Raw genomic sequence first — 25,720 nt, 5'->3', positions numbered from 1 at the left:
TCTCCTCAATGATAATCCGAAAGTGACTTAAATAAGCTATTTTATTAAAAATCAGTTATTTAAGCAAATCATTTTTCAATAAATCATTGTGTTTTTCTGAAATAATTTTATTTAGAACACAAATGAGCACAAGAGATGAACAAATTGAGAAGCTAAAGTATGAGCTAGTGGATAGATACATCATTTTTATGATGATTATTTTAGGTATTTATGCTGCAATCTTTACATTCTATATTTATGATGAAATTTTACGCCGATATTTAGGCGGAGGCATTATTTTTCTTGGATACAGCTATCTTCTCGTGCGTAAAAAATTTCTTATTAGCACTATTGTTCATTGTTATCTTATCACAGCTCCATTATATAATTTTTATGTGATGCTTGCTTTTTGGGATAGTTCAGTTGCAAGTTTTTGCTGGTTGTTACCTATTCCATTGGGAGCTAACATTTTTTTTAATCAAAAAGTAGCATATTACTATACATTTTACACTTTACTTATTATTGTAATTGGTTATATTCTAGCAAATAGTTTGAATCTCAATTTTCCAAAACATAACCTAAAAGAGGTTATTAACACTGACACCATTTTGATTGTTTCTAATATTTTAGTAGTTGCCATGTTAGTTTATTATAAAGACAAAATACGAAAGTTGGAAACTTCGTATCATTCAGAATATGAATTAGAAACAGAAAAAATAGTCATTAAAGAATTTACTCAAAAGAACAATGATGTAGACAACAAAGGTTTAGAGAAAATTTTCTCTAAAATTGAAGAATCAATGAATGAAAATATGTTTTTTAAAGATATCAAGTTTAATTTGTCTATGTTGAGCGTCGCAATAAACATAAACAGTAACTATATCTCGAAAGCTATTCGATTTAAAGGTTATCCGAACTTCAACAATTATCTCAATATCTATAGAATCAAATATGTGAAAAAATTGCTTACAGAAGTAGATTTCCAGAAAAAGACTTTAATGTATGTTTACACAGAAGCAGGATTTTCAAATCAATCAACATTCAATCGTGTTTTTAAGCAAATTGAAGGAATTACACCTTCAGAATACTTTCAGAATACCAAGAGAGGTAGTGAAAACAATATTTAAATATTATATTTGAATAAATTTACATTATATGAAGGTTTTAATTATCAATGGTCCAAATCTTAATCTTTTAGGTACGAGAGAACCCGAAATTTACGGAAGTATTTCAATGGAAGATTATTTAGAAAAATTAAAGTCCGAATTTCCTGCACATGAATTGAATTATTATCAGTCGAATATTGAAGGAGAACTGATTAACAGACTTCAGGTAGATGATTTTGATGCTGTTGTTATTAATCCTGGAGCTTTTACGCATTATTCTTATGCAATTGCAGATTGTTTAAAGAATATTCAGAAACAAAAAGTAGAAGTTCACATCAGCAATATTTATAAAAGAGAAGAGTTTAGGCAGAAATCTGTAACGGCAGCTTCTACGGATGCAGTTTTGTCCGGCTTTGGAATGGAAGGATATCGATTGGCGGTTTTGAGTTTAAAGTAAAACTCTAAATGATTGTGTAAAATGCTCAATGAATTTTGCTCTTGCAGATTTTGGAGATTACGCAGATTTTTAAAAGAATACCGAAAATAAAAAAGGCTCATCAAATTTGATGAGCCTTTCTTCACTATTTCTAAATGGTCTGTTCCTGCAATTGAGGACCAGAAGCAATCAGCTTTTTGCCTTCGTCAGTATTACAATACTGCTCGAAGTTTTTGATATATTTTGCAGCAAGATCTTTTGCTTTTTCTTCCCATTCTGCAACATCGCTGTAAGTATCTCTAGGATCTAAAATCCCTTCAGAAACATTTGGCAATGAAGTTGGAATTTCTAAATTCATTACCGGAATAGTTGTTTTTTCAGCTTTTTCGATTGATCCATCGATGATAGAATCAATGATCGCTCTTGTATCTTTTAACGAAATTCTTTTTCCGGTACCGTTCCATCCAGTGTTTACCAAATAAGCTTTTGCACCGTGTTCTTTCATTTTTCCAATCAATGTTTTAGAATACATTGTTGGGTGTAGTGTTAAGAACGCTTCACCAAATGCAGGCGAGAAAGATGGTTCTGGTTCAGTAATTCCTCTTTCAGTTCCAGCTAATTTTGAAGTATATCCACAAAGGAAGTGATATTGAGCCTGGTTTTCATCTAAAATAGAAACCGGAGGCAATACTCCGAAAGCATCAGCAGAAAGATAAACAATCTTACTTGCGTGACCTGCTTTAGAAGGTAAAACAATTTTGTTAATATGATAAATCGGGTAAGAAACTCTCGTGTTTTCAGTGATAGATCCGTCTGTATAATCAGCAACACCGTCGTGTACCACAACGTTTTCAAGAAGTGCATCTCTTTTTATTGCTCTGAAAATATCCGGCTCTTTTTCTGCTGACAAATCGATTACTTTAGCATAACAACCACCTTCGTAATTGAACACTCCGTTGTTATCCCAACCGTGCTCGTCATCACCAATTAAATATCTTTTAGGATCTGCAGACAAAGTAGTTTTTCCTGTTCCTGAAAGTCCGAAGAATAACGCTACATCTCCTTCCTCTCCTACGTTTGCAGAACAGTGCATTGATGCCATTCCTTTTAACGGAAGGTAATAATTCATCATTGCAAACATTCCTTTTTTCATTTCACCACCATACCAAGTTCCTCCAATAATCTGAAGTTTTTCAGTAAGGTTAAACATGACAAAGTTTTCAGAATTTAATTCCTGCGCTTCCCAGTTAGGGTTTGTAGTTTTTGACCCGTTGATTACTGTAAAATCCGGCTCTCCAAAGTTTTCTAACTCAAAGTGAGAAGGACGGATAAACATATTGGTAACGAAATGCGCCTGCCAAGCAACTTCAACGATGAATCTTACTTTTAATCTTGTGTCAATATTGGTTCCACAAAAAGTATCAACTACATAAATCTTTTTCGCATCAGAAAGTTGAGTTAATACCAAATCTTTACATGATTCGAAAATTTCAGGTGTTGTAGGTAAATTTACTTTACCATCCCAGAAAATAGTATCTTTTGTAACATCATCCTGAACAATATACCTGTCTTTAGGCGAACGACCAGTGAAAATTCCTGTTTTTACAGATACTGCGCCAGATTCTGTAAGTTCAGCTTTCTCAAAACCCTGATTTTCAGGTGAAACTTCCGCTTGATATAACTCTTCGTATGAAGGATTATAAATTAATTCGTAATCTCCTTTAATTCCTAATTTTTGTAAATCTTGGACGATTTTAGCGTTTTTCATTTTACTTATATTTTCTTTTTCTTTTTGTTTGTTTAACAACACGAATATTAACAAATTGTTAAACGTGGATAAATATAAACATATAAGCGAAAATGACAAATAAAAAATAATAGATATAATAAATTGATTAACAATTGATTATATTATCCCATTCAAAAATAGTTGTAAAACCTTTTCCCCAAAAATAGTCCTTAAACCCTACAAATTTTGAGCTCATTACAAAATCTCCGCCCCAAGCACCCAAACTTTTAACAAAACTCGGGCAATCTGAGAAAAACCTCGACTTAACTGTCGGAATTTCAATAAAATCTGAAATTTTTTGCTCATGTAACATCATTAGTTCTGAAAAATTTTCCAATTCATCACATAATAAAATATTTCTTGTGAGATTTGAAAATTCATCAACTATAATTTGAGACTTTATTTTCGACCTGTAAAGTTGTATTGCTTCACGACTATCTTGCTTCTGATTAAGATGAATAAAAATCAGCTCATTTTTAAATTTCGGATTGAAATTGATCTTCTCAAAATGTATTTCAGGTTTGTTCTGAAACAACACCGCAGATTTTGCATTAGCAACCGCAATATCATATCCGCTTCCACCCAAACTTATAGAATTTAAATGAAAAGGATCAATCTGTGACCATTCCGCAAGATTATTCATCAACGTAGAGCTGCTTCCCAAACCATAATCTGATGGAAACTGAAGATTTGTTTTTAAATGATAGGTATCGGTGCTTTTAAATTTAGTTTCAGAAAGACTCTGAACATTTTTGAGAGTCTTAAGAATAAACTCTGCGCTTTGATTGATATTGGTTTCAAGAATCTGCCATGTCTTATAATCGATGACAGCCTTTAACCATAATTTGTTTTGATGATACGCTTCCCAGAAAACAATCGATTTTCCGTCTTGCTTTTCTTCAAAAAAAAACTCCTGTCCTAGCTTTGTGGGTACCGCTAAGACAAGAGCTCCGTCTACAGCGAAATATTCTGAAGTAAGCATAAGCTTTCCCGGTGAATAAATTTCGCCCATTTTTATTTTAATTAGATGGCAGAAGCAGATGCTACTGCGCTATCAATTTTTTTGATTAATCCCTGAAGTGTTTTTCCAGGACCAACTTCTACAAAATTTGTAGCACCGTCTTTAATCATATTCTGAACAGACTGCGTCCATTTTACAGGGCCTGTTAACTGAGCGATAAGATTAGCTTTGATCTGATCCGGATCTGTAACCGCAGTTGTTGTGATATTCTGATAAACAGGAATAGTTGCCTTTCTGAACTTCGTATTCTCAATTGCAGCAGCCAATCTTTCTTGTGCAGGTTGCATTAATGGTGAATGAAAAGCTCCGTTTACAGGCAATAATAGTGCTCTTTTTGCTCCAGCTTCTTTTAATTTAACACAAGCTTCTTCTACAGAAACTGTTTCACCAGAAATTACCAATTGCCCAGGACAATTGTAATTTGCAGGAACCACTACTCCACTGATTGATGCGCAGACTTCTTCCACTTTAGCATCATCCAAACCTAAAATTGCGGCCATAGAACTTGGGTTTGCATCACAAGCAGCCTGCATTGCTTTAGCTCTTTCAGAAACAAGTTTCAAACCGTCATCAAAAGATAAAACTCCATTGGCAACCAATGCAGAAAATTCTCCTAAAGAGTGTCCTGCAACCATTTCGGCACCAAGACCGTTTACCGCTTTTAAAGCAGCAACTGAATGTATGAATATTGAAGGTTGAGTAACCTCCGTTTTCTTAAGATCTTCATCTGTCCCGCTAAACATAAGGGAAAGAATATCAAAACCTAAAATTTCGTTAGCAGATTCCATCAGATCTTTAATGTCTTTACGGGAATCGTATAATTCTTTTCCCATACCTACAAACTGTGATCCCTGACCAGGAAATACAAGTGCTTTCATTTATTTATTTAAAGTTTAATACAAAATATAGTTTAATATAAAGTCCTTATAGAAATTAAGGAACCAATCTGATCACTCTGAAGCCTGTGTTTACATAAGCTCCGTTTGATTTAGATTTTACAAATTCAAATTTAGTAGCCAACTGAGTCTGTACTTTATTGATTTGTTTAAAGATTTCTCCTTTCTTGTTTTCTCTTGACAACATGTCGTTTACCACATCAAAACCGATTACCGCATATTTCCCGGGAACTTTGCAGTATTTTGATTTGTAAGCAGCTAAGATTTCTTTTTCAAAATTTCCGTCAGCGTTGATTTTTCTGTCCATCAGATACACCAAACTTGCCTGGCTCAATTCATCCACTTTTTTATCGAAACTCGGAACTGCATACATACTGAATGCTTTGATACCCTGAACTTCTTTAGATAAGGCAATTATTTTATTTGAAAAAGCTTCACCTACCGTATCATTATCGCTTGCCAAAATTGCAATAACCGGAGCAGATTGCCCAGTCATCATATTTTGATCCAATTGGATTTCTGAAGCAGCATTTACAATGATAATCTGAGCATTTTTAACATTTTTCTCAAGACTTGACTTCAGATAATTGGCATTGTCTTTTTTAGCGTCTGCAACAATATAAATTTTCTGATCAGAATAAACTGACTTAACTTCTTCCACAATTTTATCGGCATACGTCTGATCGTTTGTTTCAACAATAATCAGGTTGCTGTAGTTATATAATTCCGGTGAGTTTGCAAATGGTGCAACAACAGGAATCTTCTGAGTTTTAGTAAAATCTAAAAGATCAATTACATTCGACTTAAAGAAAGGGCCGATAATTAAATCGGTATTATTTGGATTGATTTGCGACAAAGAGCTTTTGAATGAAGCTTCGTTACCAGAATCAACAATTTTAATATCTAATTTTTGTCCGGCTGAAGCATTTCTTTCAATCGCTAATTTAGCTCCTGTAAGGAAATCTGTAGCCATTGCTCGATATTGCGTTTCGCCAGTATTGTAACCAAAAGGAAGCATCAAAACAACACTTAAAGCATCACCATTTTTTTTGATATAAGCGGCATCAAGCTTTCTGATTTTGATAATCATTCCGGCTTTTAAACCTTTTGATAATTCAGGATTTAATGAAACCAATTCATCAATTGTAATTCCGAACTTATTCACAATTGAAAAAACGGTATCGCCTTGTTCAACAGTATAAGTAGCGTAATCATCTTGATTTGAATGAGAATTTCCGGCTGAAGATCTTTCGTTTCCGGAATCTATTTTAGTTTTGTTATTATTTACAGGAGCAGTTTCAGTAACAGTTTCCACAGGTTTTGTTACTGTAGTAGCTACAGCCTGATTTCCACCATATTTTTTGATGCTATCAAGAGGTAAAGTGATTTCGTCCCCGATTTTCATGTGAGAATCTAACTCTGGATTGAGTTTTCTCAAATCGGTTTCAGAAATTCTGTATTGTTTTGTAATTCCGTAAACAGTTTGTTTAGGCTGAAGAATTATTTTTCCTGTTTTAGAAGAAGTGTTTACAACAGGAGTTTTTGTAGCAACCGCATTTGCAGTTCCCGATTTTACGTTAACCACATCTCCAATTGCCAGTTTCCCATCTTTTACTTTAGGATTCAACTTCAACAGCTCGTCTACAGAAATTCCGTATTTCTTAGAAATATTGTAGGGAGTATCACCTTTTATAACCGTGTGTGTTTTCTGAGCATTTAAACCAAGAAACAAACATAAACCAGATAGTACAAAAAACCTCTTAATCATTTTCGATATTATAATTTACAAAAATACTTCTTTAAAATTAAATGGCAACAATTATTAATTTTGAATCTTCTACCACCATTTCTTCCATGCAAAATTCTATCCAAGAATATCCGAAATCTGCAAAGAATACAGAGAAATTATAAATTCTTTCCTGCCAGGTTTTTGAAGGATGAACATCTAAAAACAGATTCTCTAAACGCTCCAATAATTCGTTTTGTTTTATTTTTTCAGCACGAAGAAGTCTTTTTTTCATTCTTTCGAATGATTTCATTTGTCTTGTTTCTTCTGCTTTTACAAGATTTCCAAAAGACTGGTCTGTATTTTCAGCTGCATTTTTCAATTCTGAAAATTGCTTTATGAGAAGATTTTCTTTTTCATTAAGCAAATCAAGAATCTCATTATTATCTAAAATCTTATCATTCGTGATCTTTGTGAAATTCTGAAAGAAGTCATCCAGCTTTAAATTAAGTTTTTCGATTTTGCCGATTGTCTTTTCTTTTAAAAACAACATCGAATTTCTCGGAATTAAAATTGGAAACGGTAAATTTAGTTTAGTAAAATAATCCTTCAGTTCAAGCCAATACATAATTTCGGCATTCCCGCCAATATAAGCCAAATTCGGCAAAACACTTTCTTGATAAACAGGTCGCATCAATGCATTTGGACTAAACTTTTCAGGATAGTTTTCAAGTTCGTTTAAAATTTCCTCTTTTGCGAATCGAATATTTTTATCTATAACGATATAATTTTTGCCATCAAAATCTATTCTGTCGCGGGTTTCAGAAAGATAAAATAAATTAATTTCACGCGGATTTACCTGAACTTTACCATATTTATCCGTCAGAAAATCGACTTTATCTTTTGAGTTTTTATGTAAACTAAAGTTCTCAAGTTCATCTTTAAAAACATCTTTAATTTGATTTTTCAATGCTTTAGAATCACCATCAAGAATCAACAAACCAAAGTCTGCAAATAATCTGTTAACCAAAGTCTGAATTGCTTTCGTTAAAGTATTTCCGTTTTTGTAAGCCTCTTTAAGCATTAAAATAAGCTCAGTTCCGAAAATAGAATCTTTAAATTCTTTTTCAAATTCAGAAATAAAAAAAATATCGTTGATTTGAATTCTCCCAACTGCACTTCCCGATTTCTCGTTGATTTCGTAATAATTATTCTCGGTTTTAAAATGATTGATTTCTGCAAAATCGTGATCTTCAGAAGCCATCCAGTACACCGGAACAAAATTAAAATCAGGGAAATTCTGCTGTAAATAACTACAGGTTTTTATTGTCTGAAGAATTTTGTATACAAAAAAAACAGGTCCGGAAAACAGATTAAGCTGATGCCCGGTTGTAATGGTGAATGTATTTTTTTGTTTAAGATTTTCTAAATTTTCTGTCTGTTTAGAAGACAACTTAAAATCTGAAAGTTGAGATTTTATCGTTTCCGATAGAATTTCTCTTTTTTCTACTATAAAAGAGTTTTGTTTTAAATGAATTTGCTGAGCAAAGTTTTCAAGCGAAAAATTATGTGCTTCAAATCCTTTTATATCATGATTCAGGAAATCTTTAACCAATTTTGGAATACTTTCGATTTCGCTGAATGCTATTTTGTTTATTGTTTTCAACCTGATTAAATTTTAGTTGAACAGATACCATAAAATTCCAATATTCAGTCTAAAATCATAGACCGGATAATGTGGGAATGTATAAGATTTGTTTGGTGAAATGACCGTTCCTATTTGCTGACCTTCGATAAAGAAAAACATTCTCTTTACTTTCATATTAACATATACATCAGCAATTGGCTGTCCTCCGATTGAGAAAGAATCTGCGCTTGGCAAAATGTATTCATTAAGAATCGGGAAATATTCTCGGGTAGCAAATTTCGAGAAATAATATACTTTTAAGCCAGCCTGAATTTCCGCAGCATTTTTGAATGCTTTAGACTGAAAGAAAAAGTTGGCTCTACCAATAAAAGAAGGCAATGGCAATAATTCTTTATTGGTTAAAACATTTTGAAACTGCAATCTTGTATTTAAATGAAATTTACCATAACTGAAAGTAGCATCACCTCCAATCTGAGAAATATTCACAGAATTTGCACTCTGTCTTGGCATTGCTGCAGCATCAAAATAAGTATAATTATCTACTCTAAAATAGTTGGCAAAAAGTTGAGTTTGGAACCATTTTAAATTAACATTTCCACCAATTTCTGTTACCGACTGATTTTTTGCATCATTAAGAAAATAATTAAAGTTGTTGTATGCCGAAGCATTCGCAAGATAATTAAATGACGGATATGAACTTTGGAAATTTACTTTTGCATTCACAAAGTAATCTTTAATCGGCTCAAACTTGATATTGTTTGTCGTCTTCAAATAATTTCCGAACTGATTTCCTTTTGAAATTTCCAAGAATGAATTGACCTGAAATTTATCGAAAAGCTTAATCTGTAGATTTCCGACAGCTCCCAATCTGTTTTCTTTCATCTCAGAAGGAATTTGAAGAGTAGGCAATGTAATTTGATCTACCCCGAATTTCAACATTTGGTATCTTAACCCAGCATCCAATTTGAAACGTTCGTTATCGAAAACCAAACTGAATGTATTGCTGAAATTATTTGAATACTTTTTAGTTGCAAGAGGAAAACCATTAACAATCTCAGCAGCAGAAGTGTACCAATATGGTTCTAAGCTACCTTGGTTATAATAATATTTATTCCCTTGATTAAAAATGGTGTGTCTAATTCTAAAAGGGAATTTTTCAGCATTAAAAGGAGTAAACTGATGGCTCAAATAGTATCTACGGTAAGAATATTGTGAGCTGGATGATGCTAAATTAACCAAAGCCCTGTCACGATTTCTAAACTCACTATCTCCTGATTGGAAAAGATTATCATTTACAATTCCACCATTTTCTTGATTGTTTACATTCTGATGAAGGTAATGCGCAAACAATTCATAATCTCCGCTTTTCGAAATATAATGTCCGGAAAACAAAGTATTGTTATTTGCTGACAAAGAGTTTCTGTAAAACCCTTGAGAACGAAGCCCCATATAATCTAAAGCAAAATTGAATCTCTTCCCTATATTTTGGGTATACGTTGACTGCAAAGCTGCACCATTCTTCATTGCAGTATGATAAATAAATGTCGCAGTAGGAGTTTTTACATCATAATATTTGATGTCATTAATCCCTAAAATACCATACGATTTATTTGTTGGCAAAAGAGAAAGGTTTTGTTCGGCATTCACTTCATAAGATAAAGGATTGAATCCTGATCCGATATTTGCAAACTGCACTCTTCCAAAGTTATCTCTGTTGTTATATTGAGAAAAAATATAGGTCTTATTAAAGCTCATCGCTGTATCAAAGATTTTCTTTTCAGAAAACTGAGTCTGATACTGATAATCATTAATCGTCGGTCTAAAAATTTTAAGAGAATCTTTTGTCCCGGAATCTATTACTAAAGTGTCTTTTAGTTTTTTCTCAAGCATGTTTGAGTCTGTTTTATTGACAATAACCTGAGCTTTAGTAAATGAAGCAAGGAAAAATATGATTAGAAAAAGGTATTTCATGAATATTTTTTGTAGAGCAAAAATAAGAAATAAAAGGCAATAAAAAACCCACATGAATATCATGTGGGTTATAGGTTTGTAATATTTCAATTACCATCCTACGTTTTGTTGCATATTTGGGTTAGCAAAAATTGGTAATGTAAATTTAGAATCATAGATTCATTACTTGGATAGAGCAATATTGCTAGAATTAATCGTATTAGATACTGTATGAGGCAATATTAAAATCTTTACCAGATTGTAATAGTAAAAAGGGTTAATGGCATTTAAAACAAGAATTTGATATTGATAATACTATATGGAAGCAAAATTGAGAAGGTATATTGTAGATGAGTCAATTAAAATTTATAATGAAATTAAGGATCAGTTACAATAGTTGAGGAGAAAAAATACAAAGAGATAATTTTGTATTATGATAACTGATACTAAACTACTTAAATTATTTTTACCTGAGCTCTTGATTGAACACTTTGTGATTATTAAATTTCAAGAAGAAAATAAAATTCTGCACATTTAAAAATATTATCAAAACATCGAAAGATCAATTGCAATGCTGAAATCGGCGCATTGGTTCAAAGAGACGGAAGAATCAGGGTTTAAATCTATCAATAAATTAAACTGGACAATCATGCTAAACTATAATAGTATTCTAAATTATTTTAATGCAAAATAAAAAAAACTTCAGATTACAATTTCGTGGGGTACGAGATAAGGCATTCTTCCTCTTCGGATTATAATTTTTTGCTTAGTCCCAAAATTTTGGGATTGATCCGAAATTAAACTTCATTCTTCAAAACATTATTTAATACCCAACCAAATGCACGAGCAGCCCGAATTAAAAATAAAACCTATAAACAAAAAAAACCAAAGCAAAAAAACGTTTTTGCTTTGGTATAATTAATTATTTTCGACCTATAATCTGTATAAGATTTTTAGGACAGACACTATTTGTTTTTACAATGGAGTAAAGGTACATGTAGTATTAAATGGAGAAGTAAATAGTGATTGACTGATTGTGAATTCTATTACTTTTGTTGTAGGATTATAAGTACCCGTTCCACCAGGACCTGTTGTAGGAGCATCACTGGTAAATGTTACATTTGAACATTGAATAGTTATTGTTCCCGGGTAAAGATATTGATTATTATACCCATTATTATCGGTCGCCCATGCAACAAAACTAGGTCCCCATGAAGAGTTTACTTTGAATGAATTATCTGTCCCGGGTACAGGAACCAATGTCTGTTCGTGGCTAGGAGCATATTCTCCAAAAGCAAAAACATCTACATTATATTTCAATGGGAAATTTTCTAAAGGACAAGCCAATGCAAAATCAACTTCTACTTCAGTATTAAATGTTGCTAAACCTAAAGATGAAGACTTTAAAGTAAAAAAAGCTTTTTTTCCAGCTAACGCTGCAGCTTCTTTAACATTTAATTTAAAATCACCTAATACATTACCAGCAGGTAATGTATCTGTACCTTCCACTATTGTAAAATCAGTCCCCAATACGGCTGTAGATTTAGTTGCATTAAATACTAATTCTACATTACTGTTTGAACCGGCTGCTTTGGTAACACCATAGGTAACTAAAACATCTGCCGCGTTAGTCCCTAATTTAACGAATACTCTTTGAGTAGTCGTATTAAAATGAACTAAAGAATCACCTTCATAATATACTGCCTCATCTTCCTGACAAGAATTAAAAACAGTTAATAATGATAGCGTCAATATACTTAAAATTCTTTTCATAATTAAATAATTTAAATATTATAATTAATACCCTGTATTTTGTTGAATTGCTGGATTACCACTAATCTCAGAAGCAGGGATAGGTAATGTAAATCTATAATCAGTAGCACTTAATGTTAAAGGCGTAGTAGAAGAAACCCAATCATCATTTACATTTCTATCAATACCAACTCCAGCCTCTTGACCAAGTCTTTTCAAATCAATATATCTATGACCTTCTAATACAAGTTCTACTCTTCTTTCTTTCAAAATATCTTTTAATGCATCTACTTTATTAGCATAAACAGGAGCTGTTACTGTACCAGAATAAACTCTTGCCTGTCTAACTTGTCTAACATAATCTGCAGCCTGCGTAAGATTAGATTGAGCTGCTGCCTCTGCTAAAATTAGATACATTTCTGAAATTCTAAACATTTTAATATCATTTTTCAAAGGTGTAGTACCTTTTCCTGGGTATTTGTCAATAATCCAAAAATTATTTTGAGATGTTGGATCAATAAATGCATACCTTCTAATATCATTAGTTAATGAAGTAATAGCATTGTAGACATTCAATCCTAATGTCCACTGTGCAGCACCGGCGTAATCAGTAGTATTTGTTGTCCATAAACCCGCAATGCCTCCAGTTCCTGTAGCAGGTCTGCTTAATTTAAAAATGTTTTCATCAGTAGCCGCTGCCACATCTACCAGCATTCTTCTATATGGAGATGTGCCTCCTCCAACGTTATAGAATTGTGTATTCCAAGTTGTTGATCCTACAGTTCCTGTTGGAATAGGAGTAGCAATTGATAATCCTAATCCTGACTCAGTAATTGCACTTTGAGCATACTGTGCAGCCATTGGATAGTTACCTCTATAAACATACATTCTAGCTCTGATTGCCTGTACTGCCGCTTTACTTATATAAAAACTACTGTTGTGTGCAGTAGCTGGCAAAGCTTGATGTGTAGGGCTAATATTGTTATAAGCAAAGTTCAAGTCAGATTCTACAACTGCCCATATTTCACCATTTGTAACCCTTGGTAATTTATCTCCTACAATATTAGGTTCTGTAGTAAGCATAACTCCTAAAGCTCCATTATCTTTCATATTTGGAGAAAAATAGGCTAATAAATTTATATAAGCCAACGCTCTTATCGCTCTTGCTTCACCTAAAGTATTATTATATTGAAGTGTCTCTGCACTCCCAACTGGCGTAATAGTATTAGCACCTTGAATTAAAGTATTTACTCTTCTAATTGTAGTATAATTTTGAGACCAAATTCCTTCAGCATATCCGGAATTTGGGGTGATAATATATCTGTACAGATCAAAATCACCTCCAACAGAAGACGGACCAATTCTAAGTTCGTCAGTAAATACAGATGTAAACTTCATTTGAGAAGAATTATCTAAAGATCCATAAATAGATCCATTCAAATAGTTCTCCATATTTTTAGAGTTAGAAAAAACTGCATTCTGTGATAACTCACCATCCTGCACAATCTCTAATGCATCATTACAAGAAGTAACCGACAATATAGTCGCAAAAGCTACCACTAAATATTTAATATTTCTTTTCATTTTATCTATTCATTTATAATTAAAAACTAACATTTACACCTAATGAAACTGTTTTCAAGTTAGGATAAACAGATCCTGAAGAAGCAAATAACGGTTCTGGATCATAACCTTGCCATTTAGTGAAAGTTAAAATATTCTCACCTAATACATAAAGTTTAACTTCTTTCAACTTATCACCCAATAAACTTTTAGGAAGGCTATATCCAAAAGTCACATTTTTAAGTCTTAAGAAAGATGCATCACGTAAGAATCTATTTGAATAATCAGCATAAGTTAAATTTGAAGCAGTAAGTGACGGAGCATTAGTGTTCATATTATTTGGAGTCCAAGCATTCAAAAGATCTGTAGACATGCGGTCTCTCTGAAGCAATGAAGGGTTATTAGTCCAATCCAATAATCCATCCATTCTCCAAACATCAGCCTGCCAATTAAAATGCGCATCTAAGAAAAAGTTTTTAACTGATGCATTAATTCCGAAACCACCAACAAATTTTGGCAAGTAGCTTTTCCCAGTAGCTTTTAAATCGTTAATTTGATCAAACTGTTCAACAGTTTGCCCGTTAACATTAAACAAAAGCTCTCCATTAGAAGCATTCACCCCAACATAATCAACCAAATACCATTCTCCAATCATTGAGCCAGGAACAGATTTTAAAATTGATGTATCTGGATTAGCCTCTAATACACGACTTTGATTGTATGAACCGTTAGCATAAATTGATAATTTATAATCCGATTTGTTTAATAAATGATATTTTAAACTAAGTTCAACCCCTTCATTTTGAAGTTTACCATTATTTCCTTTAATAGTATTATTTCCTGTAGCCGGGTTTGTTCCTACTGCCCAAGAATAAATAATATCATTATAAAGTTTATTTGTTTTCTTTTTATAGTAGTCTACTGTACCTTCTAATTTATTATTAAGTACTCTAAAATCTAAACCTACGTTAAATTGCCCTACTTCTTCCCATTGAACATTAGGATTAGCTAAAACACCATCTGCAATGCTACCTGTAGTTTGATTATAACCTGTTGCAGGAAGTGAATAAGTATCTCTTATAAGATTAGTTCCTACTAATAGCGGATTTTGCCCATAAGCAGGAGCAATTACATTCTGATTACCAATAACTCCATATGAAGCTCTTAGTTTTAACATATCAAAACCAGAATTAGTCATAAATTCTTCTTTATCAATATTCCATCTTCCTGCTGCTGACCAAAATGTTCCCCATCTATTATCACCAATAAAACGGAATGTACCGTCTCTTCTTATAGTTCCAGAAACTCCATATTTATCTGCGTAATCATAGTCTAATGTTGCGAAATAAGCTAATGTTCCAGCAGTTATTTTAGCCATTGAAGCAGTTGGATTATATAGTGCAGGAGTTGTAGTGCTAAATCCTACATATCCCGTTCCTGCTCCAAACACCCAGTTTAACGGATTTAATCCTTCTCTATTCTGTGAGGTTTGTCTATAATTAGTTTTCAAATAATCTAAATAAACCCCTACATCAAGTGTATGATTTTCACCAATTGTTTTTCTGTAGTTCGCACTTGTAATCGAATTGAAGTTAAATTCAGTAGTATTTGAAAACGATTCATTTCCCCCAAAAGGAATTCCAGCAGGTCTTGCTACTGCTATAGACAGATAAGCCCATGGAGCTCTGGCCGAATTCCCTGTTGAATATTTATAATCAACACCCGATTTATTTGTTATTGATAAATTTTCGTTGATATTATAAGTAGCTGAAAAGTTAGCAACAATGGATGTTTCTGTAAGTTCGTTTGGAAGATTACCTCTTAAAATATCCAACAACGAATAAACAGTTTGTCCGTTATTCAAGTTAGTACCAAAGCCATTGTACATTTCTTCTCCAGATGCATATGCATTTGGATCCATTAATGGTGATCCTAAAACAGCACCCCATAACGGATTCTGAACAATATTCTGGGAAGTAGAACCGTCAGCAGCAGATTCTTGCAAAAGCTGGTGTCTCTTAGAATAACCTAATGCTAAATTAGAATTAAATACAAATTTACCATCCTTAGATTTAGCATTTAAATTATTTCTTAATGTAAAACGCTTAAAGTCTGTTGTTGGAACTGTACCCGTTTGATCAAAATAGCCAAATGAAGTATAGTTATTTACATTTTCACCACCAAACATCATAGATAAATCATGAGATTGTGTTATACCAGTCCTGAAAAACTCATCTCTCCAATCTGTATTTGGTCCATTATAAGCAGCAATTTGCGCATCAGTATAACTTGCTCCAATCCCTTGCCCATATCTTTTTTGTAAGGTTAATTGACCTTTAGCATCAACTAAGTTATACTTTGTTTTAGGCAACACCCCCAAACCTGTAGAACCTGAATAATTTACAACAAAACGAGAGCCATATCTCCCCTGCTTTGTTCTAATTACAATTACACCATTCGAACCTCTGTTACCGTAAATTGCAGTTGCTGCCGCATCTTTCAAAATAGAAACAGTTTCAATATCATTCGGGTTTAAGTTTCTAAACTGCACAGAGTTTGAAACCATTCCATCAATAACATACAAAGGGTCAGAACTTGCATTTAAAGAACTCACCCCCCTAATAATGATATCCATTTTAGACGAACCAGGCTGTCCTGAAGTTGAACTCACAGACAAACCAGCAGCCTCTCCCTGAAGGGAGTTAAGAAATGTTGCATTTGGTCTGTTTTCTAATTTTTCTGCACCTACAGTCACACTCGCAGTCACATCTTTAGGCTTTGTAGCAGTTTTGTTATACCCTAAAACTACTACTTCTTCAATGTCTTTAACATTTTTAGTAGAATCTTGCTGAGCAAAAACTGCCTGCCCAGTAAAGAACAATACACCAGCCGTTAGCACACGTAATTTAACATTCATATTAACAAAATTTTAATATTTTTAATGAGCAAATATGTTAATAAATATTAACATATGCAAATTTTTAACTATTAAGATTTGCTTTTTTTTATTTGATATTCTATAAAAGTGTAAAATATATTAGAATTCATTAATAATACCCAACAAAATAAAAAAAAAATAAAGCTATTCAGTTAAAAAAAACAACTTACCAATATTATAAATAAAACAATGTAAATTATTTAGAATTATTATAAATTGATATTATGCTATATTTCATCCAATTAATTAATCTTAATTCTAAATAATCTAAAAAAAAATGCTTTAAAACAAAAAAAGCTGCCCATTAAAATAGACAGCTCTTTTTCTAGATTCTTAAATTTATATTTTATAATTTTATAAACTTAAAGCTTTGTTCTTTATTTTTATCAGAATATAGAAGCATATAATTCCCTTTAACCAATTCTTTTACAGAAATTTTCCCATTTTTAATAGTTTCCTTTTTCAATAATTTACCCGACATATCCAAAATAACTACAGATGCTTCTAGATCATTATTATTCTTAAAGTAAACCCAATCTCCAGCAGGATTAGGATAAATATCTAACTTATCACTTTTAGCAATTTGATCAGCTGTAGATAAAGTTGAAAAATTTCCACCACTTGCAATTAATGTAAAGTTTTGAGTTCCGTTTGTAAGAGTTCCTTTATGGGTTACCGAAATAGTATAACTTCCTGCAGGGAGTGGAATATCTACCCTTTCAAAATTATCAACATCATTAGTAGAATTATTGGTTGGCGGATCGTAAGGTGCGCCCATCCCTTGTAATTTCCATGGATAATAAACAGCTCCAGATGCTGAAGTAACTTTTATATCTAAATCATTTACCAAATATTTTGTTGTCGGATCCACTGTTCCTGAATTTTGACCAGGATACTGAGGGTCAGTCCATGAAATAGAGATTTTTAAAGGCTCTAATCCATTTGATAAAATATTTTTTGTGAAGGTAGATCCGTTATTTAAAGTATTCTCTTCTATAATAGATCTGTTTGATATAAGATTTTTATCTCTTATAACTTTTGCAGCATTTTCAGCATTAATTAACCCCCAACCAAATTCATAATCTGGTCCATCATAAAAACCTGCTTCATCAGCCGTATGAAGAATCAATCCTTTGGCAGTTGCCGCTTTCATGTAATTTGAATACAATTGGTTATAATACTGTTGTAGTAATAAAACAACCCCTGTAACACCAGGCGAAGCCATAGATGTACCTGACATGAAACCAACACTTGTATCTGAATCATACAAAGTTGATCTTACGTTTACACCTTTCATAGATATTTCAGGTTTAATTCTACCATCATCACTTGGTCCATAGCTACTGAATGTAGACATTATCACGCTAGCAGGACCAGTATAACTTGCTACATTCTGCACAGCAGCAACAGTTATCACATTCTTAGCATTACCATGTCCAAAAATCATATCATATCCTCCTTTATTAGCTATTTGTGTAGACCCAGGTGCTTCATTTGCATTCCTATCATTACCTGCAGAAACTACGGGTAAATAAAACGGATTATTAAAACAGATTTGATCCATCTGTCGCGCTCGGGAGTCATAAGCACCATAAAACCACAAACTACTCAAGCTTCCAATGCCATATGAATGATTTGAAACCAACAAACCTCCACTTGCCTCTGATAACATCTCTGCCAAATCATTAGTCCAATCATAAGAATTAAGAGATGCATTAAATGCTAGTCCTTTCACCAAAGAGTTTACGCCTTGTGCAGCAATTGTGCCTCCAACATGAGTTGCATGGTTTGCCATCGAAGCTCCATCCATTAATAAAACTTTGGATATACCTCCTACCATAAACTCTTGATGAGTGCTTCTAACGCTACCACCATCCCAAATACCGCCAATCATTCCTTGTCCTTGTATATTTAATCCTAAACTACCGCCATTGTATAAGCTTGTTGCTCTGGCAGTAATTGCAGCTCCAGCGTTATCGGTTTTTGCGAAAATGAGTTCGCCATTTGGTAAAACATCCATCAACTCCTTAGTTCCAATTTCATCAAATTTTTTAACTTTAGAAATCTCCGGATTACTCTTTAAATAGTTTTCTAATCTTATCTTACGTTCATTTTCTTGTTTCCTTAGCTCAGTAAGAAGAATAGTATTACCAACTTTATCGGACTGCGACGCAATTTTTTTTCTCTCTTCAGTAGTTTGTGAAAAACATAATGCCGGTAAAAGCATTATTAAAAAATATACTTTTTTCATTTCTTTTTTATCTAGGATTATTATTAAAAATTGATTTTACAAATAAAATAACAAAAAAGTTATTTTATTATAAAATTCTAGCAAAATTGTAAAAAAAAAACCACTTATACAAATATTTATCTCTTTTAACATTTAGATAAAAAAAACACCACCGATTTCTCAGTGGTATTTTTTTTATCTAAATTACTTCAATTTCTTCTTTATAGCAACCTCTTCATATACTTCCAGAATATCTCCTTGTTCGATATCATTATAGCCTTTAAGGTTCAATCCGCACTCGTAGCCTTTTGTAACTTCTTTTACATCGTCTTTGAAACGTTTCAAACTTTCAAGCTCACCGTCAAATTTCACAATACCATCTCTTAGTAATCTTACTTTAGACTGTCTCGTTACTTTTCCGGTAAGAACCATACAACCTGCAATGGTTCCAACTTTAGAAATTTTGAATACCTCACGGATTTCAACATTACCGATTACTTGTTCCTGAATCTCCGGAGAAAGCATTCCTTCCATCGCTTCTTTTACTTCGTCAATCGCTTTGTAGATTACAGAATATGTTCTGATCTCAATTTCTTCACGGTCTGCAAGATCTTTAGCATTTGCTCCAGCTCTTACGTTAAATCCAATAATAATTGCATCAGATGCCGCCGCTAAGTTGATATCAGATTCTGTGATCTGCCCAACACCTGAGTGAAGGATTTTCACGCTGATTTCTTCTGTTGACAATCTTTGTAACTGATCAGAAAGTGCTTCTACCGAACCATCCACGTCACCTTTAAGGATAATATTCAATTCTTTGAATTCTCCTAAAGCAATACGTCTACCTAGTTCTTCAAGCGTTGTATGTTTTTTCGTTCTGATTGAAAGTTCTCTCTGTAACTGCTCTCTCTTGTTAGCAATAGCTTTACCTTCACTTTCGTCGGCATAAACACGGAATTTATCACCTGCTGTAGGCGCCCCGTCTAAACCTAAGATTGTTGCCGGAATTGAAGGACCTGCTTCTGCAAGATTTTTCCCTCTCTCATCCAATAAAGCTTTTACTTTACCATGATTTTTACCTGCTACTACATAATCTCCAACTTTTAAAGTTCCGGTTTGTACCAACATTGTTGCTACGTAACCTCTACCCTTATCTAAAGATGCTTCAATTACTACTCCGTTTGCAGCACGTTCAGGATTAGCTTTCAATTCAAGCATTTCTGCCTGTAACAATACTTTTTCTAATAAAAGATCCATATTATTACCCATTTTAGCTGAAATTTCCTGAGCCTGTACATTTCCACCCCATTCTTCTACCAAAATATTCATTCCGGAAAGTTGTTGACGGATGTTATCAGGATTTGCATTCGGCTTATCTACTTTGTTGATTGCAATAATCATAGGAACACCTGCAGCTTGTGCGTGAGAAATTGCTTCTTTCGTTTGAGGCATTACATCATCATCGGCAGCGATTACAATAATTGCAATATCGGTAACCTGAGCTCCTCTGGCTCTCATCGCAGTAAAAGCTTCGTGACCTGGTGTATCTAAGAATGTAATTCTTTGACCATTTTCCAATTTCACGTTATAAGCTCCGATGTGCTGTGTAATTCCACCAGATTCACCAGCAATTACGTTAGTTTTTCTAATGTAATCCAACAATGAAGTTTTACCGTGGTCAACGTGTCCCATTACTGTTACAATCGGCGCTCTTGAAACAAGGCTCTCTTCTGTATCGATTTCGTCTTCAGCGTCTGTATCTTCAAGATCAGCATCCGAGAATTCAATTTTATATCCAAATTCATCAGTTACCAATAATAAAGTATCGGCTTCTAATCTTTGGTTCATGGTAACCATTACTCCTAAAGAGAAACATGCTGAGATTACTTCAGTAGGAGAAACATTCATTAAACTTGCCAATTCACCAACAGTGATAAATTCGGTTACTTTTAATGTTCTGTCTGCTGCATCAATTTCTTGCTGACGCTCGTCTTGCTCTCTACGGAAACTTCTTTTATCTTTTCTGTGCTTAGAAGATTTAGATTTACCTCCTTTATTAGTAAGTTTTTCAAGGGTTTCCTTGATTTGATTTTTAACTTGCTCGTCGGTTAATTCAACAGGCATCGTTCTTTGCCCCGGTCTGTTATTTCCGAAACGATTTCCACCACCTTGTCCTTGAGGACGGTTTTGACCTCCTTGTCCTGATGGACGATTACCTTGGTTGTTATTTCCAAAACGGTTTCCACCTTGACCACCTTGTCCTTGAGGACGATTTTGACCTCCCTGACCTTGAGGACGATTTCCTCCAGGACCATTTTGACCTTGTGGACGGTTTTGTCCGCCTTGCTGATTGTTTCCACCTTGCTGGTTGTTTCCTGTATTCTGGTTAGGACCGCCCGGTTTTTCAATTCTCTTTCTTTTCTTTTTAGCTCCTGAGCTTGGTTTTGGTGCAAATTGAGTTAAGTCAATTTTTTCACCAACAATTTTAGGACCGTCAAGTTTTTGATAAACAGTTTCTATTTTCTGAGGCTCCTGAGGTTCCTCAATAGTAGATTCAGGTTTTTTGTCTTCCACTTTTTCTACAGGCTTTTCAACCGGCTTTGGTGTTTCTTTAACAGGTTCAGCAGGTTTTGCTTCTGCTTTCACTTCTTCTGTTTTAGGTTTATCTTTTTTTGCAGGTCTGTTTCTGTTTCCTTCTATTTGAGAAAGATCAATTTTATCCAAAACCTTGAATTCTTGCCTTTCAGGAGTTGCTTTTACTTCAGAAACCGGTGCCACTTCTTCTTTTGCAGCTTTTACCTCTTCTTTCACCTCCTTCACTTCTACTTTCTCTTCTTTCTTTTCTTCTACAGGCGCAGCTGGTGCAGGAGTTGGTTCTTCCGCAACAGGTTCAGCTTTTTTAGGCTCAAGATCGATTTTACCTAAAATTCTGGTTTCTGGTTTTGTATTAGCTTTAGCTCTTATTACTTCAGGTGCTTTCTTTTCTTCCATCTCCAGTTTTTCTTCCGGAACTTTAGAAATAACCACCTCATGGGAAGCTTTACGTTGCTCACCGTCTTTGGCAAACTCAGCTTCCAATGCAGAATATGCCGCTTCTTCTAATTGAGCGTTAGGATTGTTTTCAACCACAATATCCTTAGACTGTAAAAACTCTACCAGCCTAGACATCGATATGTTAAATTCCTTAACCGCTTTATTTAATCTTATTTTTGGCATCTATATTATTTACTGTTTTTTTTAATTCTTAAAATTAAAGTATTCTTTTTTACTGTTATTAAAATTTATTTCTAAATATTAATCTTCAAATTCCTCCTTCAATATACGTTTTACGTCTTCGATGGTTTCCTCTTCTAAGTCTACCATGTTTAAAAGACTTACCGTATCTTTATCTAAGACAGATTTTGCAGTTGTAAGACCTACTTTCTTAAACTCATCCAAAATCCACTGTTCGATATCGTCATTGAATTCTCTCAAGTCAACATCATCATCTTCACTTGCTTCTCTGTACACGTCGATTTCGTATCCAGAAAGCCAGGAAGCCAATCTGATATTTTGTCCTTGCTTACCGATTACTTTAGAAATCTCTTCAATTGGAGTATAAACCAATGCATAGTTTGCCTCTTCGTTGATGTCAATTTTATTGATGGTAACATTTCCTAAAGCTCTCTTCACCATAATCTCAGGGTTTTTAGACCACTGAATCACATCTATATTTTCGTTTCTTAATTCTCTTACGACACCGTGAATTCTAGAACCTTTCACCCCGACACAAGCTCCTACAGGATCTATTCTATCGTCGTAAGCATCCACTGCTATTTTCGCTTTTTCACCAGGAATTCTCACTGCTTTTTTAAGAATGATTGTTCCGTCCTGGATTTCAGGAATTTCTAATTCCAATAATTTTTCTAAGAATTTCGGAGCTGTTCTTGAAATGATAATCTGTGGTTTTGAACCTTTAAAATCTACCGTTTCAACAATTGCTCTGATGTTTTCTCCTTTTTTGAAGAAATCTGATGGAATCTGGTTTTCTTTAGGCAAGATAAATTCGTTTCCTTCATCATCCAACAAAATTACGTGCTTGTGACGGATGTGGTGAATTTCTCCAATTACAATTTCTCCGATTCTGTCTCTGAACTGATCATACAACATCGCATTGTTATGCTCCTGCAATTTTGTTGCTAAAATCTGCTTCAGCGTCAAAATATTTCTTCTTCCCAACTGCGCTACCGGAATTTCCATGGTAAAATCTTCACCAACTTCAAAAGTTGGATCTATTTTTTTAGCTTCAGTGATTTCAATTTCCAAATCATCATCTTCAGACATTTCGTCTTCAACGATGGTTTTATTTAAGAAAATCTGAAAGTCACCTTTATCAGGGTTTACAATTACATCAAAGTGATCATCAGAATCAAATCTTTTTCTCAACAAAGTCTTTAGAGAATCTTCAATGATCGCCATCAGATCAATTTTACTGATCCCTTTTTCGTCTTTAAAATCACCAAAGGATTCAATCAACGCTATATTATCCATTTATCTTTTTTTCTTTTAAAATTTAAGTACTACTAATGCTTTTTTTATGTCAGAGTAAGGAATTTCTTTTTCCTCCTCTACGTCTACTTTACCTTTACCTATTTCTTTCGGTTTGCGGTAACGCAGTACAAGAGTAATTTTCTCTTCATCTACTTTTGCAAGCTCACCTTCTATTTCTGAAGAATCAGTTAACAAAACCTCAATTTCTCTTCCGATGTTTTTACGAAACTGTCTCGGAATCGAAAGCGGCTCGCTCAATCCTGCAGACATTACCTGCAGACTAAAATCGTGCTCTTCACGATCCATATTAAATTCTATTGCACGGCTTGCATCAAGACAATCCTGCACAGTAACACCTTGATCTCCATCTAAGATTACTGTAATATCATCTCCTGCAGAAAACTTCAAATCAATAAGAAACAGATCTTCTCTTGTCTGAAGGAAATCATTTAATAATGTTTCAATATTTTTTCTAAACTCCATATAATATATATCCTGATTTAACAGTACGAAAAAAGGCTTTCTCTTAGAAGCCTTTCCATTTTTTCCGTAAATCTCCTGCAAATATATGACATTTTTATAAAATACACAAATACTCTTCATAATCAACAGAATAAGAATTTACCAGAAAAAAAACATACAATAACTCTACTCTCACAATACCAATCTTCATTGCAAACTCTTTTTAATCTGTCATCTTTAGTAAGTTATTATTATTAAAAAAATACCATGAGACAATTTTTAGTATTTTTGTCTGGAATTTTTAAAAACATACATTTTGAATATAACGATAGTAGGAACAGGTTATGTAGGTCTGGTTACGGGAACTACCCTTGCAGAACTTGGTAATTCGGTTTATTGTGTTGACATTGATGAAAAAAAAGTAGAAGGGATGAAAAACGGCATCGTACCCATATACGAGCCGAATCTTGAAGAAATGTTTCTCAGAAATATTCAATCTGAAAGATTATTTTTCACAACCAACCTGAAAGAAGCTTTAGATAAAAGTGAGGTTGTTTATCTTGCCCTTCCCACTCCACCCGGAGAAGATGGTTCAGCAGATTTATCTTACGTTTTGAAAGTAGCCAATGATATTGGCGAACTGATGACCGAATATAAAGTGGTTGTTAACAAAAGCACCGTTCCCGTAGGAACAGCCGACAAAGTAAGAGAAACTATTTCCGCAAAAACTACTATTGATTTTGATGTAGTTTCAAATCCTGAATTTTTACGTGAAGGTTTTGCAGTAGAAGATTCTATGAATCCTGCAAGAGTTGTTGTAGGATCGAGCTCAGAGAAAGCTAAAGATATTATGGAGAAAATTTATCAGCCATTTACCAATACCGGAATTCCTATTATTTTTATGGATGAAAAGTCTTCCGAACTTACAAAATATGCATCCAACTCATTCTTAGCCGTAAAAATCACGTTCATGAATGAAATTGCCAATTACTGCGAAAAAGTAGGCGCAGATGTAGATAAAGTAAGATTAGGAATGGGAAGTGACGACAGAATTGGTCACCGTTTCTTATTTCCAGGAATCGGATATGGGGGAAGCTGTTTCCCTAAAGATGTAAAAGCTTTAATTAAATCCGGAAAAGACGATGATTTTAATTTCCAGATTTTGGAAGCGACAGAAAATGTCAATATTTCACAAAAAGTAATCTTGGTTTCTGAAATTGAAAAATATTTCGGAGGAAATCTTGAAGGCAAAACAATTGCAATGTGGGGATTGGCTTTTAAAGCAAATACCGACGACATTAGAGAAGCCTCTTCGTTAGACAACATCAATTTACTTCTTCAAAAAGGCGCAAAAATTGTTGCCTACGATCTTATTGCAGAAGAAAACGTAAGAAAATTATTAGGAGATAAAATAGCTTACGCAAAAACCATGTATGATGCTTTAGAAAATGCAGACGCATTATTTATCGCTACAGAATGGCCTGAATTCAAAAATCCCAACTTTGATATGATGGCTAAAAAAATGAACAATAAAGCTATTTTCGACGGAAGAAATATGTATCCGTTGGAAGTTCCTCAACAGAACGGATTTTTCTACAAATCTATTGGAAGAAAAACCATCAGGTAAATAGCACTAAATTTTGAAATTTATTAATTAATAAAATGCCAAAAGCAAATTGCCAACGGCTAAAAGC

At 33.6% G+C, this 25,720-nt stretch carries 16 protein-coding genes; 3 read left to right on the top strand and 13 right to left on the bottom strand.

Going from position 1 to position 25,720, the window contains the following annotated elements:
- The first annotated feature begins 122 nt into the window (after positions 1-122).
- Together OEW74_RS05405 and OEW74_RS05400 are read left to right on the top strand one after the other, a co-directional pair.
- Positions 123-1,106 carry a helix-turn-helix domain-containing protein gene (locus OEW74_RS05405; RefSeq protein ID WP_265427534.1) on the top strand — a complete coding sequence of 328 codons (984 nt, stop codon included), beginning with the start codon at positions 123-125 and terminating at the stop codon, positions 1,104-1,106.
- A 28-nt stretch (positions 1,107-1,134) separates the two neighbouring features.
- Complete coding sequence (locus OEW74_RS05400) at positions 1,135-1,542, top strand: type II 3-dehydroquinate dehydratase (protein WP_265427533.1); 408 nt, start codon at positions 1,135-1,137, stop codon at positions 1,540-1,542.
- Between the two features lie 130 nt (positions 1,543-1,672).
- Here OEW74_RS05400 and pckA read toward each other — a convergent pair whose 3' ends face one another.
- The 13 genes from pckA to rimP all read right to left on the bottom strand — a co-directional run bounded on the left by pckA (position 1,673) and on the right by rimP (position 24,047).
- The gene (gene pckA / locus OEW74_RS05395; RefSeq protein WP_102978855.1) at positions 1,673-3,289 is read right to left on the bottom strand and encodes a phosphoenolpyruvate carboxykinase (ATP); all 1,617 of its coding nucleotides are present in this window, start codon (positions 3,287-3,289) and stop codon (positions 1,673-1,675) included.
- Positions 3,290-3,416: 127 nt separating this feature from the next.
- Positions 3,417-4,322, bottom strand: a complete 906-nt coding sequence (locus OEW74_RS05390) for a GYDIA family GHMP kinase (protein ID WP_265427532.1) — start codon at positions 4,320-4,322, stop codon at positions 3,417-3,419.
- A gap of 11 nt (positions 4,323-4,333) precedes the next feature.
- Positions 4,334-5,209, bottom strand: coding sequence for an ACP S-malonyltransferase (gene fabD, locus OEW74_RS05385; RefSeq protein ID WP_265427531.1), 876 nt, complete (start codon positions 5,207-5,209; stop codon positions 4,334-4,336).
- A gap of 55 nt (positions 5,210-5,264) precedes the next feature.
- Entirely contained in the window at positions 5,265-6,995 is a 1,731-nt protein-coding gene (locus OEW74_RS05380; RefSeq protein ID WP_265427530.1) for an amino acid ABC transporter substrate-binding protein, read from the bottom strand.
- A 37-nt stretch (positions 6,996-7,032) separates the two neighbouring features.
- Positions 7,033-8,619 carry a bacillithiol biosynthesis cysteine-adding enzyme BshC gene (bshC, locus tag OEW74_RS05375; protein WP_265427529.1) on the bottom strand — a complete coding sequence of 529 codons (1,587 nt, stop codon included), beginning with the start codon at positions 8,617-8,619 and terminating at the stop codon, positions 7,033-7,035.
- A 12-nt stretch (positions 8,620-8,631) separates the two neighbouring features.
- The gene (locus OEW74_RS05370) at positions 8,632-10,572 is read right to left on the bottom strand and encodes a putative porin (RefSeq protein WP_265427528.1); all 1,941 of its coding nucleotides are present in this window, start codon (positions 10,570-10,572) and stop codon (positions 8,632-8,634) included.
- A gap of 954 nt (positions 10,573-11,526) precedes the next feature.
- Positions 11,527-12,324, bottom strand: a complete 798-nt coding sequence (locus OEW74_RS05365; protein ID WP_265427527.1) for a hypothetical protein — start codon at positions 12,322-12,324, stop codon at positions 11,527-11,529.
- 24 nt (positions 12,325-12,348) lie between these two features.
- Entirely contained in the window at positions 12,349-13,887 is a 1,539-nt protein-coding gene (locus tag OEW74_RS05360; protein WP_265427526.1) for a RagB/SusD family nutrient uptake outer membrane protein, read from the bottom strand.
- Positions 13,888-13,906: 19 nt separating this feature from the next.
- Entirely contained in the window at positions 13,907-16,783 is a 2,877-nt protein-coding gene (locus OEW74_RS05355) for a SusC/RagA family TonB-linked outer membrane protein (protein WP_265427525.1), read from the bottom strand.
- Positions 16,784-17,150: 367 nt separating this feature from the next.
- Complete coding sequence (locus OEW74_RS05350; RefSeq protein ID WP_265427524.1) at positions 17,151-19,031, bottom strand: S8 family serine peptidase; 1,881 nt, start codon at positions 19,029-19,031, stop codon at positions 17,151-17,153.
- A 207-nt stretch (positions 19,032-19,238) separates the two neighbouring features.
- Positions 19,239-22,250: a translation initiation factor IF-2 gene (gene infB, locus OEW74_RS05345; RefSeq protein ID WP_265427523.1), complete on the bottom strand. Its 3,012-nt coding sequence runs from the start codon at positions 22,248-22,250 to the stop codon at positions 19,239-19,241.
- A gap of 78 nt (positions 22,251-22,328) precedes the next feature.
- Entirely contained in the window at positions 22,329-23,564 is a 1,236-nt protein-coding gene (nusA, locus tag OEW74_RS05340) for a transcription termination factor NusA (protein ID WP_265427522.1), read from the bottom strand.
- A gap of 15 nt (positions 23,565-23,579) precedes the next feature.
- Entirely contained in the window at positions 23,580-24,047 is a 468-nt protein-coding gene (gene rimP / locus OEW74_RS05335) for a ribosome assembly cofactor RimP (protein WP_265427641.1), read from the bottom strand.
- Positions 24,048-24,342: 295 nt separating this feature from the next.
- Between rimP and OEW74_RS05330 the strand changes: the two genes are divergently transcribed.
- On the top strand, positions 24,343-25,653 hold the full coding sequence (locus tag OEW74_RS05330; RefSeq protein WP_265427521.1) for a UDP-glucose dehydrogenase family protein: 1,311 nt from the start codon (positions 24,343-24,345) through the stop codon (positions 25,651-25,653).
- Positions 25,654-25,720: the final 67 nt, after the last annotated feature.

It is taken from the genome of Chryseobacterium sp. YIM B08800, from assembly GCF_026163565.1.
GTDB lineage: Bacteria > Bacteroidota > Bacteroidia > Flavobacteriales > Weeksellaceae > Chryseobacterium.
This window is presented reverse-complemented; position numbering and strand designations above follow the sequence as displayed.